Annotated in this window: 9 protein-coding genes; 6 read left to right on the top strand and 3 right to left on the bottom strand. The window is 73.9% G+C overall.

Features of this window, described 5'->3' with window-relative positions; translation table 11 throughout:
* Window positions 1–28: 28 nt before the first annotated feature.
* On the bottom strand, window positions 29–523 hold the full coding sequence (gene greA, locus AB0B58_RS33940) for a transcription elongation factor GreA (RefSeq protein WP_360232297.1): 495 nt from the start codon (window positions 521–523) through the stop codon (window positions 29–31).
* A 108-nt stretch (window positions 524–631) separates the two neighbouring features.
* Window positions 632–1,051 (bottom strand): DUF4307 domain-containing protein, encoded by a 420-nt coding sequence (locus AB0B58_RS33935; protein WP_360232294.1) that lies wholly within the window; start codon window positions 1,049–1,051, stop codon window positions 632–634.
* Between the two features lie 131 nt (window positions 1,052–1,182).
* Here AB0B58_RS33935 and mca point away from each other — a divergent pair, with 131 nt between their 5' ends.
* The 6 genes from mca (at window position 1,183) to purE (ending at window position 9,330) form a co-directional block, all read left to right on the top strand.
* Window positions 1,183–2,043 (top strand): mycothiol conjugate amidase Mca, encoded by an 861-nt coding sequence (gene mca, locus AB0B58_RS33930; RefSeq protein WP_360232435.1) that lies wholly within the window; start codon window positions 1,183–1,185, stop codon window positions 2,041–2,043.
* A gap of 80 nt (window positions 2,044–2,123) precedes the next feature.
* Window positions 2,124–2,417 (top strand): hypothetical protein, encoded by a 294-nt coding sequence (locus AB0B58_RS33925; protein WP_360232432.1) that lies wholly within the window; start codon window positions 2,124–2,126, stop codon window positions 2,415–2,417.
* Window positions 2,418–2,677: 260 nt separating this feature from the next.
* Window positions 2,678–5,233, top strand: a complete 2,556-nt coding sequence (locus tag AB0B58_RS33920) for a bifunctional diguanylate cyclase/phosphodiesterase (protein ID WP_360232291.1) — start codon at window positions 2,678–2,680, stop codon at window positions 5,231–5,233.
* Window positions 5,234–5,257: 24 nt separating this feature from the next.
* On the top strand, window positions 5,258–7,246 hold the full coding sequence (locus tag AB0B58_RS33915) for a thioredoxin domain-containing protein (protein WP_360232288.1): 1,989 nt from the start codon (window positions 5,258–5,260) through the stop codon (window positions 7,244–7,246).
* Window positions 7,247–7,636: 390 nt separating this feature from the next.
* Window positions 7,637–8,827, top strand: a complete 1,191-nt coding sequence (locus AB0B58_RS33910; RefSeq protein ID WP_360232285.1) for a 5-(carboxyamino)imidazole ribonucleotide synthase — start codon at window positions 7,637–7,639, stop codon at window positions 8,825–8,827.
* The gene (gene purE, locus AB0B58_RS33905) at window positions 8,824–9,330 is read left to right on the top strand and encodes a 5-(carboxyamino)imidazole ribonucleotide mutase (protein ID WP_360232282.1); all 507 of its coding nucleotides are present in this window, start codon (window positions 8,824–8,826) and stop codon (window positions 9,328–9,330) included. Before AB0B58_RS33910 ends, purE begins: the two co-directional genes overlap by 4 nt.
* A gap of 575 nt (window positions 9,331–9,905) precedes the next feature.
* Here purE and AB0B58_RS33900 read toward each other — a convergent pair.
* A complete protein-coding gene (locus AB0B58_RS33900; protein ID WP_360232279.1) occupies window positions 9,906–14,981 on the bottom strand; it encodes an SCO7613 C-terminal domain-containing membrane protein in 5,076 nt (1,691 codons plus the stop codon).
* Window positions 14,982–15,087 lie beyond the last annotated feature (106 nt).

Raw genomic sequence — 15,087 nt, 5'->3', positions numbered from 1 at the left:
CGCGGCCCGGGGATCGGATTTGCGCTGGTCAGGCTCCGAACGGGGCGAATTCGACCACGGTGACCTTGATGTCCGCACCGCTGGGCGCGGTGTAGGTGACGGTCTGGCCGGGGCCGGCACCGAGGATCGCCTTGCCGAGCGCCGACTCGGGGCTGTACACCGTGTAGTCGGTGGTGGCGGCGATCTCGCGGGAGCCGAGCAGGAACGTCTCGGTGTCGGACTTGTCGTCGTCGAAGTAGATCGTGACGACGGTCCCCGGAGCGACGGCGTCGGCGCTGGGCGCGTCGCCGACCTCGGCCTTGCGCAGGAACTCCTTCAAGTAGAGGATCCGGCCCTCCTGCTTGCCCTGCTCCTCGCGGGCGGCGTGGTATCCGCCGTTCTCACGGAGGTCGCCCTCCTCACGGCGGGCGTTGATCTCGGCGGCGACGGCCGGCCGGGCTGCGATCAACTCGTCGAGCTCGGCCTGCAGCCGGTCGTAAGCGTCCTGGGAGAGCCAGGTCTTCGACGCCTCTGAACTGCTCACAGACTCTTCTCCTTGGGGCGAACAGGCGTACGGAGCGAATCACTTAGCTTACCAGCGGTGCGCACGGCGCCTGGAGAGGCGAATATCGCCCATGTTCGGGTGGGTTGCTCAGCGGGCGGCCGCGCAGCGCAGTACCTCGCCGACGGCGGCTCTGGCGGTGGTCGGCACGGTCTCCCGCGCCTCGATGTTCCGTGCCGAGCCCTCGGCGGTGACCGTCACAGTGGCGCGGCCCACCTCGGCGCCGTCGAAATTGCGCGCCCGCAGGCCGCACGTCGCCGAGCCGCCGGGCGGGACCCGGACGGTGAACTCGACTGTGATCCGCGACTCGGTCACGTCGGACCAGCCGACGATCTGGGCGTTGTAGTCCGGGTCGCCGTACCGCCCGTACAGGCGGACGGCGAGGAATCCGACCGCCACCGCGACGACCACGGCGAGGGCGATGGGCGCGAACAACCGGCGGCGCCCGTCGCGGCGCCACCCGTAGCGGCCCGGCGGGAATACCGGGTGTGTGGCGCGCGCCTCGCTCACCAGGGGCCCCTCTCCTGCGAAAGTTGTCGGTGCGATCGGCCAGAATGGCGTGGTCCATCTTCGCAGCCGGCACCGGGGCCCACCACGAGGCCCGGTCGAGGGAGACAGCAGTGGCTGAGCAGTTGCGTCTCATGGCGGTGCACGCGCACCCCGATGACGAGTCCAGCAAGGGCGCGGCCACCATGGCCCGCTATGTCGCCGAGGGCGTCGAGGTGCTGGTCGCGACGTGTACGGGTGGGGAGCGCGGCAGCGTGCTCAACCCGAAGATGGACCGGCCCGAGGTGCTCGCCGACATCACCAACATCCGCCGCGCCGAGATGGAACGGGCGCGGGAGATCCTCGGTGTCGAGCAGGCCTGGCTGGGCTTCGTCGACTCGGGCCTGCCCGAGGGCGACCCGTTGCCGCCGCTGCCGGAGGGCTGCTTCGGCCTGGTCGACCCGGCCGAGGGCGCGATCCCGCTGATCAAGCTCATCCGCGAGTTCAGGCCGCACGTCATGACGACCTACGACGAGAACGGCGGCTATCCGCACCCCGACCACATCATGTGCCACAACATCTCCGTGGTGGCCTTCGACGCGGCCGGTGACCCCGAGCGGCACCCCGAGCTGGGCGAGCCGTGGCAGCCGTTGAAGCTCTACTACAACTCGGGCTGGACCCGGGCGCGGATGTTGGCGCTGCACGAGGCCATGCTCGCGGCCGGTCTCGAGTCGCCCTACACGGAGTGGCTGGACAAGTGGGAGGACCGCCAGGACCGCGGCGACAAGATCACTACCAGGGTCGAGTGCGGTGAGTATTTCGAGGTGCGCGACGACGCGCTGCGCGCACACGCCACCCAGGTCGACCCCGACGGCTTCTGGTTCCACGTGCCGATGGATCTCCAGCAGAAGGTGTGGCCGACGGAGGACTTCGAGCTGGCCCGCTCGCTGGTCGACAGCCCGATCCCGGAGTCCGACCTGTTCGCGGGCATCCGGGAGCCGGCCGAGACGAGGTAGGGCGTACCGTGAGTGATGTGAACTTCGTGGTGGCGGTCAACAACTTCGGTGACACCCGATCGGGCGGCCTGGCCGGCCCGATGGGGCTGTTCATCATCCTGCTGATGGCCATCGGCACAGTTCTGTTGATCCGCAACATGAACAAACGCCTGCGTCGGCTTCCCGACAGTTTTCCGGATCCGGAGGCCGACCGGCGTGCGGCCGAGATCGCCCGGCTCGACGCCGATCTTGAAGGCCCCGACGCCGCTCCGCGCGACGCCGCTCCGGATCGGGATGCCTCCGATGTGGAGAATGACCCGACGGATGCCGAGGTCAAGGGCGCGGAATCGGGCGATTCACCGAGTGTGAACGGCGGCCGCGGCGAGCGCGCCTGATCGCATCGGGCTGGATTCCACTTTGTCAAGAGCCGGGTCCGGCCGGGGTGGCCGGGCCGTCCCGGATGGAGCATTGACTGTGCTCATCCGTCAACCCCTGTTGCGTTCTGCCGGATTGGCTTAGCCTTCCGCCGGGGGGGCTTTCACGTCCCTCCACCCTGCGCGGAAAGGGGGCTGACGGTGACCATTCTCCGCCCCCAACTTCCTCCACTGCAGATGCACGTGCATTCGCCTGTGCCGCTGGTCAGCGGGGGGCCGGCATGACAAACCAGCCCGCCCCCGGCGTCGAACAGCGGCGCGAGCGACCCCCCGCCAAGCCCGGCCCGGTGTCTCGACCCAAGGCCGGTCGGGTCCTTACCCAGATCATCGTCGCCGCGGCCGTCGTCGCCGCGGTGCTAGGGATGATCATCCCCCTGCCGCGACCCGCGATCGTGTCGCTCTCGCCCGCCGGCGGGGTCGGCGTCGCCGTCCTGCTGGTCGCCGCCGCCCAACTCGCGCGGCTCCGCGTCCGGATCGGCCGGGGCACCGTCAGCATCTCCTGGGGCGAGACCGCGTTCATCATCGGTTTCGCCCTCGCGCCACCCGGCTGGCTGCCGGCCGCGACCCTGCTCGGGGCGGCCGGTGCCTGGTTGCTCATCACCTGGCTCAACGACCAGCGGGTCGTCGCCGACCTCGCGCACCTGGCGGCGTCCGTGAGCCTCGGCGCCGCCGGGGCCACCGCGGTCACCTATGCGATCGCCGGGCCCACGGCACCGGTCGAGAGCGCCCGGACGCAGGTCGGGCTCATCGCCGGCGCGGCCGTCTACCTCGTGATCACGCTCGGCCTGGCCGTGCTGAGCCTCTCGCTGCACCGCGACGCCCCACCCACGCAGATCGCCGTCCGTGCCCTGCACGCGAAGCTGCCCATGTTCGTCGGCAACGTGCTGGTCGGCCTCCTGACGCTTTTCGCACTGGTCAACGCGCCGATCTGGCTGCTCGCCCTGCCGCCCGCGCTGTGGCTGCTCCAGCGCACCTACCGCTACCACCTGCGCGCCGAGGAGGAGCGCCGGATCTGGGAGGCGTTCGCCCGCGCCACCTCGACCCTCGGCGGCTCCTCCGAGCGCGCGGTCGCCGCGGCGGGCCTGCGGGGCGCCCTCGACGTCTTCGGCGCCCACCGCGTCGAGATCGAGGTGCTCCAGCCGCGCGGCGCGAGCCCCCGCCGGTACGCGGCCGACGGCGCGCCGCAGGAACAGGCGCCGGGCGCGCTGCCGGGAGCCGTGATCACCCGCACGATGACCGTCGGTGGCGCCCCGGTGGGCGAGCTGACCGTGTGGCTCGCCGAGCCGACCCTGCCCGCGGCCCGCGACGAGCTCGCCGTTTCCGCGTACGGTGACGCGCTCGCCGGGGCGCTGCACGACGCCGCCGCGCACGAGCGGCTGGCCCGGCTGGAGGCCAAGGTGGCGCACGACGGCGTGCACGACCCGCTGACCGGCCTCGCGAACAGGTCCGCGCTGATCGCGGACGGCGATGCGATGCTGCAGTCGTTCCACCGCGAGAGGCAGGTGGCGCTGCTGCTGCTGGACCTCAACGAGTTCCGCGAGGTCAACGGCACCCTCGGCCACCAGGCCGGCGACGCCATGCTGTGCACCGTCGCCGAACGTCTCGTGGACCTGGCCCGCGAGCACGAGGTGGTGGCGCGCCTGGGCGACGACGAGTTCGCGATCCTGCTGCCCACCGTCGCCACGCTCGCCGACTCGGCGACGCCGCTGCACGAGGTGCCCAACCCGCTGCCCCGCGCCGTACGCCGGGCGAGCGAGGTGGTCGACCGGCTCGGCCTGCCGATGGAGGTCGGCGGCGTCCGGCTGGTCACCGAGGTCGCGGTCGGCGTCGCCGTGTCCCAGGCGGGCTCCACGGACCTGGCCGAGCTGATCCGGCGCGCCGGCATCGCCCTCGACCAGGCCAAGGAGCTGCAGGTCGGCGTGGCCGCCTACGACAGCGCCCGCGACGCCAGCAGCACCGACCACCTGGCGCTGACCGCCGAGCTGCACGACGCCCTGACCGCGGACGACCAGCTCGTGCTCGTACTCCAGCCCGAGGTCGACCTGGCGACCGGCGCGCCGACCGGCGTCGAGGCGCTGATCCGCTGGCGGCATCCGCGGCGGGGTGCGCTGAGCCCGAACGACTTCATCGACACGGCCGAGCACGGCGAGCTGCTCGGCCCGTTCACCCGCTACGTGCTCGACCGCGCGCTGGCCGCGGCCGCCGACTGGACCGGACAGGGCCTGGACCTCCCGGTCTCGGTCAACATCTCGGCGCGCAGCCTGCTCGACGCGACGTTCCCGGCCCAGGTCGCGGACGCGCTGCGCCGGCACCGGCTGGGCGCGGGCCAGCTGGTTCTGGAGATCACCGAGTCGGTGGCGGTCAGCGACCAGGAGGTCGTCGACGAGGTGATCGCCGCGCTACGCGACCTGGGCGTACAGATCTCGGTCGACGACTTCGGCACCGGCTTCTCGTCGCTGTCCTTCGTGACCCGGGTGACCGTCGACGAGCTGAAGGTCGACCGCTCCTTCGTGACCTCCATGATCGACTCGGCGGCGGCCGCCGCCGTGGTCCGCGGCGCGGTCGAGCTGGGCGCCCGGCTGGGCGCGCGGGTCGTGGCCGAGGGCGTGGAGACGACGGACCAGCGTGCGGCGCTCCTGGCGCTCGGTTGCACCTCGGCGCAGGGCTACCACTTCAGCCGGCCACTCCCGGCGGACAAGATCGTCGCCGCGCTGCACCAGCTGGCGCAGGCCGCCCCGCCGAAGATCGTCCCGCTGCGCGCCGACGGAGCTTCCTGACCTGCCCCGGGGTTAGGTTGGGTCATGGCCAACCGTCTTGCCGGCGCGACCTCGCCCTACCTGCTCCAGCACAAGGACAACCCCGTCGACTGGTGGCCCTGGTCCGACGAGGCCTTCGCCGAGGCGCGCAAGCGCGACGTGCCCGTGCTGATCTCGGTCGGCTACGCCGCCTGCCACTGGTGCCACGTGATGGCGCACGAGTCCTTCGAGGATGAGGCCGTCGCCCGGCTGGTCAACGACGGCTTCGTCGCCGTCAAGGTCGACCGCGAGGAACGGCCCGACGTCGACGCCGTCTACATGACCGCCACCCAGGCCATGACCGGCCAGGGCGGCTGGCCGATGACCGTCTTCGCCACCCCCGAGGGCGAACCGTTCTTCTGCGGCACCTACTTCCCGAAGGCCGGCTTCACGGCGCTGCTCGGGTCCGTCACGACCGCGTGGCGTGACCAGCGGGAAGCGGTGATCACCCAGGGCTCCGCGGTGGTACAGGCGATCGGCGGCGCCCAACTCGTCGACGGCCCGACCGCCCCGATCTCGGCGCAGCTGCTCGACGCCGCGGCGGCCCGGCTCGCCGAGGAGCACGACCCGGCGTACGGCGGCTTCGGCGGCGCCCCCAAATTCCCACCCCACATGGACCTGCTGTTCCTCCTGCGCCACCACCAGCGCACCGGCGCGGAGAACGACCTGGAGATCGTCCGGCACACCGCGGAGCAGATGGCCCGCGGCGGCATCTACGACCAGCTGGCCGGCGGCTTCGCGCGCTACGCGGTCGACAACACCTGGACCGTGCCGCACTTCGAGAAGATGCTCTACGACAACGCCCTGCTGCTGCGCGTCTACACCCAGCTGTGGCGGCTCACCGGCGACGAACTCGCCCGCCGCATCGCCGACGAGACGGCGGCGTTCCTGCTCCGCGACCTGGCAACCCCGGCGGGCGGCCTCGCGTCGGCCCTGGACGCCGACACCGAGGGCGCCGAAGGCCTGACCTACGCGTGGACGCCGGCACAGCTGAACGAGGCGCTGGGCGATCCGGACGGCACCTGGGCGGCCGACCTGTTCCGGGTGACCACCAAGGGCACGTTCGAGCACGGCAGCAGCGTCCTGGTGCTGGCCCGCGACATCGACGCCGCCGATCCGGAGCTGGTCGCCCGCTGGCGGGACGTCCGGGCCCGGCTGCTGGCGGCCCGGGCCGCCCGGCCCCAGCCGGCCCGCGACGACAAGGTCGTAGCCTCCTGGAACGGCATGGCGGTCACCGCGCTGGCGGAGTACGCCCAGCTCACCGGCGGCTCAGGCGCCGAGGCCGTCGAGCTGGCAACGGTGCTGGCCGAACGGCACATCGTGGACGGCCGCCTGCGCCGGGTCTCCCGCGACGGCCTGGTCGGCGCGCCGGTGGGGGTGCTGGAGGACTACGGCTGCGTGGCCGAGGCGTTCTGCGCGGTGCACCAGCTGACCGGCGACGGGCGGTGGCTGACCCGGGCGGGTGAGCTGCTCGACGTGGCACTCACGCACTTCGCGACGGGGTCGGGCGGCTTCTACGACACGGCCGACGATGCGGAACGGCTCGTGGCCCGGCCCGCCGACCCGACCGACAACGCGACACCCTCCGGGGTAGCCGCGCTGTGCGCCGGGCTGGTCGGCTACGCCGCGCTCAGCGGTGAGACCCGGTACCGGGAGGCCGCGGACGCGGCGCTCGAGACCGCGGGGCCGCTGATCGCGGGCCATCCGCGGTTCGCGGGCTACTCGGCGACGGTGGCGGAGGCGATGCTCGCGGGCCCGTACGAGATCGCCGTCGCCACGCCGGACCCGGCGGGGGACCCGCTGGTCGCGGCCGCGCACCGGCACGCGCCACCGGGGACGGTCGTGGTGGCGGGGGAGCCCGGCCGCCCCGGCGTCCCCCTGCTGGCGGACCGGCCACTGATCGACGGCGCCGCGGCGGCCTACGTCTGCCGGGGTTTCGTGTGCGACCGCCCGGTGACCTCGGTGGCGGAGCTGGTGGCCCGCCTGTCCGCCTGATCACCCGGCCGGCGTCGGTCCGCCGGTCGCGGCCGCCTTCCCGCCTGCCGGCTGACCCGCTTGTCGACCTGCCGCCTGTTGCCTGCTGGCCTGCCCGCCTGTCTGCCTATCTGCCGCCCCTGCCCGCCCGCCTGCCCGCCCGCCTGCCCGCCCGCCTGCCCGCCCGCTGGTCGGCCCGCCGGCCCGCCTGCCTGCCGGCCCGCCTGTCTGCCGGCCTGCCGGCCCGCCTGTCTGCCGGCCCGCCTGCTTGTCTGTCCGCTTGCCTGACGCCGGCCCTCTGCCCGCCGGCCTGTCGGCTGTGCGCTTGCCGGCCGACCGGTCCGCTGAGCGGCGGGGGCAGCTCAGGCCGCTTCGTTCGGTGGTCCGGGGGCTCGTTAGGCTGGCGGCGAGATGGATACCCGAACCGGTCTGCCCGTAGTCGGCATGGTGGGCGGTGGCCAACTGGCCCGGATGACCCACCAGGCCGCGATCGCCCTTGGCCAGTCACTGCGCGTGCTCTCCGAGTCGCCCGACGACAGCGCCTCGCTCGTGGCCGCCGATGTGCGCATCGGCACCCACACCGACCTGGCCGCGCTGCGCGAGTTCGCCAAGGGGTGTGACGCGGTCACGTTCGACCATGAGCACGTGCCCACCGGGCACATCGCAGCGCTCGCCGCCGAGGGCGTCAAGATCTACCCCGGCGCCACCGCGATCCTTTACGCACAGGACAAGCGCCAGATGCGCGAACGCCTGAGCGGGCTCGGCGCCCCGGTGCCGCGCTGGCGGCCGGTGACCTCGGCACAGGACATCGCGGACTTCGCCGCCGACCTCGCCGGCGCCGACGGCACCGCGGACGCCCCGGCCGGAACGGCCGGCTGGCCGGTCGTCGCCAAGGCGGTGCGCGGCGGATACGACGGTCGTGGCGTGTGGGTGCTCGATGATCTCGCCGCCGCGGAGGCGCTCGTCGCCACCGGCACCGACCTGATCGTCGAGGAGCGGGTGCCGCTGCGGCGTGAGCTGGCCGTGCTGGTCGCCCGGTCGCCGTTCGGGCAGGTTGCCGCCTATCCCGTCGTCGAGACCGTGCAGCGCGACGGCATCTGCGTCGAGGTGCTGGCGCCGGCGCCGGACCTGCCTGAGGCCCTGGCCGTCGGGGCGCAGCAGCTCGCCATCGACCTGGCCAACGCGCTCGGCGTCGTCGGGCTGCTGGCCGTCGAACTCTTCGACACCGGCACCGGTGTCCTCGTCAACGAGCTGGCCATGCGCCCGCACAACTCCGGGCACTGGACGATCGAGGGCGCCCGCACGTCGCAGTTCGAGCAGCATCTGCGCGCCGTGCTCGACTATCCGATGGGCGAGACGTCGCTGACCGCGCCTGCCGTGGTGATGGCCAACGTGCTCGGCGGGGAGCCCGGCGGCATGTCGGTCGACGAGCGGCTGCATCACCTCTTCGCCGCGGACCCGGGCGCCCGCGTGCATCTCTACGGCAAGCAGGTCCGGCCCGGCCGCAAGATCGGGCACGTCACCGTGCTCGGTGACGATATGGCGCAGGTGCGCGCACGGGCCGTGCGCGCCGCCCGCTGGCTGCAGGAAGGCAGGCAATGACACCGGTAGTCGGCGTGATCATGGGCAGCGATTCGGACTGGTCCACGATGGAGGCGGCGGCGGTCGCCCTCGCCGAGTTCGACGTGCCGTTCGAGGTCGGCGTGGTCTCGGCCCATCGCACGGTCAAGAAGATGGTCGACTACGCGACGTCCGCGGCCGACCGCGGACTCAAGGTCATCATCACCGGCGCGGGCGGCGCGGCCCACCTGCCGGGCATGGTCGCCTCGATGACGCCGCTGCCGGTCATCGGCGTGCCGGTTCCGTTGAAGTACCTGGACGGCATGGACTCGCTGCTGTCCATCGTGCAGATGCCCGCCGGCGTGCCGGTGGCGACGGTCTCGATCGGTGGCGCGCGCAACGCGGGCCTGCTGGCAGTCCGAATTCTGGCCGCCTCGGATCCGGTCCTGCTCAAGCGGATGCAGGCCTTCCAGTCCAGTCTCGAGCAGGTGGTCGCGGAAAAGGACGAAGCCCTGCGGGCCCGCCTCCTCCCGGACACGCAATAGACATCCTTCGTAGTCAAGATCTGTGTCTGAGTCCGCTCAACGCCTGGGGTGACCGCCGCCGGCGGATGCCGGCATCTTTCCTCAGCTGGTTTGGCCCAGTGCAGGTTTGCCGGGGTCGGCCGTTGAGTTCGTGGGCGACGGGGTCCAGGCGGGGTTGGTCGATGGTGGTGAAGTCCAACCTGCCCTTCGGGAAGTACTGCTCGAACCGGGCGTCCTCCTGGCTGACCGTGGACGGTGCCCGGCCCAGACACCAGGCGATCTGCCCGATCTAGTGACCCTGCGCCCGACCAACCCGATCCGTTCGTTGCAACCACCGGTCGAGCCAAGGTCTCCGCACCCTTGACCTTCAATGTCCAGGCGATGGTGGTTGTTGTGGGGACGGCGGCGGAGTGGGGGGAGCGGCAACGGATCCGGCTACGCGACGCCGGCTACCTGGCCGGAATTTGGTCCTCCTACTTGCCCCGATCAGACCCTGACCTGTTTGGAGACCGCCGCCGCCACGTAGCCGGTGGCCTCGGCCCGGAACGTGGCCAGCGCGAACGGGTCATGTCGGTGGATCTCGGGGAGGGCTGCGGCTAGCGCATTCTGACCAGGGCGCCGCGGAGGCGTTCCTGGGTACGGCGGCGGTTCTCGTTGGTCGCGCCCAGGAAGAGCAGGATCACGCCCACCGGCACCAGGACCAGCCACGGACCGACAAGGGTCGCCGCGAAGTGGATCGTCGCGATCGCCGTGGCCACCGCGCCGACCACCACCGGCGCCTGCTGCCGCTGCCGGGAGCCCACGATCAGGGTGGCCACCGCGCCGAGGAGCAGCAGCAGCTCGCGCAGGTCGCCGGCGTCGGTGGCGATCACGATTCCGATCGTCGGGACGAACGCCGCCAGCAGGGCGGGCCCGTACGCCGCCCAGCTGCTCAGGTCCGGCCGCTGGCGGGACTCCAGGATGCCGACCAGCAGGGCAAGGGCCGCGAAGGGCAGCGTGTACGCCTCCGGCAGCGCCACCTCGGCGATCGCGATGAACAGCCAGATGCCGATGATCTCGAAGCCGACGGAGAGCCAGAACAGGTTGCGTCGCTGGTTCGGTGCGCGGCCCGGGCGGATGGCCGCCAGGCCGAGCACCGCGCCCCACGCGGCCAGCAGCGCCGCGAGGTGGGCCGGGGAGTTGTAGGCGAGGGCGCCGGCGAGCAGGGCCGACGCGTAGCCGCTCCACTCGACGGTGGTGGCCTCGCGGCGGTATTCGGGCAGGCCCAGCGCCGGCAGCGCGGCCTCCAGCGCCAGCAGCACCGCGCCGACGGCGAGCACCCCGAACGCGGCCCATTCCGGGGCCAGACCGGCCACCAGCGCGACCGTCAGCACGAAGAACTGGCCCATTATCGCGGCGAAGAGCCAGCCGAGGATGCGGGCGTGCCGGCTGCGGCCGACCAGGGCACCCACCAGGCCGACGCCGATCGCCGCGCCCAGCGTGAACAGGGTGAGCTGCTCGGTGGCGAGGCTGCCGGCCAGCCCGGCGCCGCCGGCGAGCAGGCCGATCACGAAGACGATGTTGCGGGTCGTGCGCAGCAGCGTGGCGCGGGTGGCGACCGGTGGCGGGGTCAGCGCCAGCCCCAGCATGGAGATGGTGAAGACCACCAGCGCCGTGGACGTCGAGGCCGGCCACTGCGCGTTCATGGCGATCGGCGCGATCAGCAGGGTGATCGCGAGGCCGGGCAGGATCACCGGTACGGCCTCGGCCGGCTTGGCGCCGAAGCCCAGGGCGGCGAGCGCCGCGGCGATGGTCAGCAGCACCGCGGCGAGCACGCTGGTGCCGTCGACGCTGCCGGACGAGGGGTTGGCCAGCGCGTCGACCGGACCCTCCCAGATCGCGCCGAGCTGCGCCATCGGGTCGAGGAGGGCCGCGCGGAGCGCCGGCGCGATGGAGAGCAGCGCCAGGACGGTCGGCAGCGCGGCGACTAGCACCGCGCCGGTGGCCGGGTCGACCAGCCAGCGGCCGCGGAGCCCGCTCGGCCGCATCTCGGTCCAGCGGGGGCGCACGTAGCCGCTCTCGCTCCGGTAGCGGTTCGGCGCGACGGTGAGCCCGGGCGCCGGTACGGCGCCGCGGAGCAGCTCCGCCACGACGCCGAGCAGGGCTGCCGTTGCGGCGTACAGGGCCGTGGGGTAGTCGCTCGGCACCGAGGCCAGCGCCGTGATGGTGGCGCCGCCGACGAGCCCGATCGTCGCCCAGGGCAGGTACTGCGGCACCCAGCGGGCCACGAGGGCCAGCAGGGCCAGCGCGAGGCTGGATCCGGCGAGCGCCGCGGTGAGGACCACCTGCGCCGAGTTGCCCTGGTCGGCCGCGACGGCCGCGAGCAGGCCGGGAGCCGCGAGCAGGGCGCCCGCGGTGGCGGCGCCGCCGATCTGGGCCCGGTGCCGGGGCATGCCGGTGTCGTCGAGGGCGAGGTCGGCCACCTCGGCCCTGGTCGCGGTCTCGGCCCAGGCGCTGTTCGCCCCGGGCGTCAGGTCGGCCCGCGACATCCAGGCCACCAGGATCCCGGCGAACGTGATCAGGCCGAGCGCGATCGCCGTCGACCAGGGGCGGACCAGGCCCGCGCCGACGGCGTGCAGCGACACGACCGCGGCGACCCCGGCCCGGGTGAGCGCGGCGCGGGGGGCGGTCGCGGCGACGGCGGCGATTCCGTACCCGAGGGTGACGGCGCCGCCGATCAGCAGCGGCGACCACCAGGGCAGGCCGAAGGCGGCGGGCGCGCCGATCGCGGCCAGGGCGGCGCAGACCGCCTCGACGTCGTACCGGGTCGGGCGCGGCAGCGCCACGGCGGCGGCCAGCGCGATGATCACCAGCGCGACCGGCGCCTGCCAGGCGCCGGCTGGCGGGGTCGTGGAGTACGCGTTGACGTCGGAGGCCCAGATCGGGCCCGGCGCCGCGATGATGCGCAGGCCGCCGGCGATCGCCTGCCAGCCGGCGATGACCACGACGACGAGGCCCGCGGCGCCCAGGCCGCGCACCGGCCCGCGGCTCCACTCCTCGGGCAGCGCGCGGACGCCGAAGGCCACGATCAGCACCACGATCGCGGCGACCGCGAGCGGCGCGTCGGGGAAGGCCAGCGCGGCGACCCGGGCGAGCGCACCGCAGACGGCCACGGTGGCCGCGGCGGCGGCGATGTCGGGGCCGTCGACCATCCGGTCGGCGCGCCGGCCGGAGTCGAGCGACTTGGCGAAGAACAGCAGGCCCGCGGCGGCCAGCAGCAGCGCGCCGACCCAGATGTCGGGTGCGGTGGCGCCGGGTGCGAACAGCGCGGCGAGCGCCATCGCGACGGCACCCGCCCCGGCGCCGCAGGTCATCGGCAGGCTGACCACGCGGCGGGCCACCTGGAACACCGCGGCGTAGGTGAGCGTGCCGGCAACGGCGAGGAAGCCGAGCGCCAGCGCGGGCACGGTGACGGCCTCGGTGGGCGGCGGGCCGCCGCCGGGGTCCTTGGTCGCCAGCACGGCGGTCACCACGGCACCCGGTATCGCCATCGCGGCGGCGCCGGAGGCCCAGTCACCGACCAGCCAGGCGTACAGGCGTACCGGAATCTGACCGGCCGCGACCGCGACCATCACGCCCGCGCCGGCCAGCGCGGTCAGCACCGCGGCGGTGAGCCACGACGCGCTCAGCGCGGCGCCCGCGCCGAAGAGGCCGACCACCCCGGCGGCCGCGATGTGGGCGATGGCGGTCCGCCGGGTCGGCGCGAGCAGGCCCGTGCCGCCGAGGCCGATCGCGGCGAGCACCAGCGGCCAGGGCGCCTCCGACCACGGCAGGCCCAGCGAGGCCGGCACGGCGAGGGCGGTCATCGCGACGCCGGCGACGGCGCCCTCGTGCCGGTACTCGGCGGGCAGGGCGAGCGCGGCGGCGACGGTCAGCAGCAGGGCGCTGAGGGCGAGCAGCCAGCCGGACTGGCCCGCGGCCTCCGCGATGCGCCCGGCGTAGGCGGCCGTGTCGGCGTTCCAGACCGGCCGGGCGGCCTCGACGGGGGCGATCGCGGCGCGCAGGGCATCCACGGCGACGAATAGGCCGATCAGCGTGAGCGCGCCCGCCGAGGCGTACTGCGGGCCGCGGCGGACCTCGTCGGGCACCGTCCGGACGACGGCGCCGGTGACCGCGACCGCGGCGGCGGCCGCGGCCAGGGTCCAGGCCGGCGACGCGACGGTGGCGATCCGGGCGACGGCGGCGATGACGGCCAGGGCCAGCACGCCGCCGGCGATGTTGCGGGCCATGGTCCGCTGCACCAGGCGGGCGGCCGCCGAGATGGTCAGCGCGGCCAGCACCAGGATCAGGCCGGAGCGCACCGCGTCCGGCACGGCGTCCGCGGTGAGCAGGGCGGCACCCGCGTAGACGAGGGCGCCGGCGGCGGCGATGCAGAGCAGGGCGAACGTCAGGCCGCGCAGCAGGCCCGCCGACGGCGGCGTGGCGGGCGGGGCGAGCGGCACGGTGCCGGCGGCCGGGGCGCCGGTGGGGCGCGGGCCGGGGAAGATCCTGGTCGGCAGCCACCGCCAGCGGCGGCGGCCGGTCAGCCCGTCGATGATCAGGTCGGGCTCTTCCGGCAGGGACTCGGGCCGGGCCGGCGCGTCCTCGTAGGCGGCCGGATCGGCCGGGTCGGCGCCCCGGGCGGCGTAGTCGGCCGCGCCGAACCGCCAAGCGTCGGCCGCGGTGAGGGTCTCGCGGTCGGCCGCGACGGGCCGGCCGAACGGCCAGCGCGGCACCAGCCGGCCGTGGCGGATGACCGTGGTGAGCAGCAGCAGGTCGATAAGCGCGACCACGGTCAGGGCCAGCGCCCAGCCGGCCGCGCTCTCGATCGCCGGGTACGCCAGCAGCGGCGGCACGGGCTGCACGGCGACGACGGTGGCGTAGCGGGGTGCGGCGAGCCGGGTGACGCCCGCGTAGAGGAACGACACGACCGCGGTGATCAGCAGCGTCGCGCCGAGGAAGACGGTCGCCGGTACCGCGGCGCCGCCGAACAGGCTGCTGCCGTGCAGCGCGAACATGGTCAGCGGCAGCAGCACGAGGCCGACACCCGCCAGGGTCTCCGCGGTCGAGGTCAGCCCGCGGCGCGAGATCGCGGGCGCGACTCCGAGCGCGATGCCGGTCGCGATGGCGAGGATGAACACGCGGCCGAACGCGTTGCTCGTGGCGCCGGCGAAGACGATGGCGGCGACGCCCAGCACGAGGGCGCTGAGGCCGAGCAGGATGTTCTGCACCGACTGCGAGGAGGTCTCGGGCCCGTGCGCCAGATGGACCTCCGGCTCGGGCGGCGGGGCGACCCGGGGGCGGCGGGGCGGAGGCGGCGGCGGTGCCGGCCGCTCGGTCGGCGGCGGATCGTCGACCAGGGTGGTGACGCCGTCGGTGGCCTCACCGGGCGGGCCGGTGTGCGGGGTGCCCGGCTCGGACCAGGCCGGCGCTCCGGCGGCGTCGCCGGGCCGCCGCCGCGCCTTGCGGGCGGTCTTGGCGGCCCGCTTCTTCTGCTGGTTGGCGTGCGCCAGGATGTCGCGCTGGAACTGCGCCGCCTGGATCTTGCCGGCGATCTGGGTGCGCTCTTTGGCCGCGGCCATGTCGCGGATCTTCAGGTCCGCGATCGACGCGTCGATGCGGGCGAGCTCCTCGTCGTAGCCGTCCTGCGCCACGGCACCTCCTCGACCCGTCACCACCGAAGCAACCGACACCTCATTAGAACAGTCTCAGGCGGGGCGAGATCAATGGAAACGGCCGCGAACCCGGCAGGTTCGCGGC

This window comes from Actinoplanes sp. NPDC049118 (assembly GCF_040648555.1).
Classification (GTDB): domain Bacteria; phylum Actinomycetota; class Actinomycetes; order Mycobacteriales; family Micromonosporaceae; genus Actinoplanes.
The sequence above is the reverse complement of the archived record's forward strand: the minus strand, read 5'-3'. Positions and strand labels throughout refer to the sequence as shown.

What these genes read in the sequence shown, in the direction of transcription:
- AB0B58_RS33910 (WP_360232285.1), top strand. Translation starts at nt 7,637, where the DNA reads ATGGATACCCGAACCGGTCTGCCCGTAGTCGGCATGGTGGGCGGTGGC.
- AB0B58_RS33915 (WP_360232288.1), top strand. Translation starts at nt 5,258, where the DNA reads ATGGCCAACCGTCTTGCCGGCGCGACCTCGCCCTACCTGCTCCAGCAC.
- AB0B58_RS33920 (WP_360232291.1), top strand. Translation starts at nt 2,678, where the DNA reads ATGACAAACCAGCCCGCCCCCGGCGTCGAACAGCGGCGCGAGCGACCC.
- purE (WP_360232282.1), top strand. Translation starts at nt 8,824, where the DNA reads ATGACACCGGTAGTCGGCGTGATCATGGGCAGCGATTCGGACTGGTCC.
- mca (WP_360232435.1), top strand. Translation starts at nt 1,183, where the DNA reads ATGGCGGTGCACGCGCACCCCGATGACGAGTCCAGCAAGGGCGCGGCC.
- AB0B58_RS33925 (WP_360232432.1), top strand. Translation starts at nt 2,124, where the DNA reads ATGGGGCTGTTCATCATCCTGCTGATGGCCATCGGCACAGTTCTGTTG.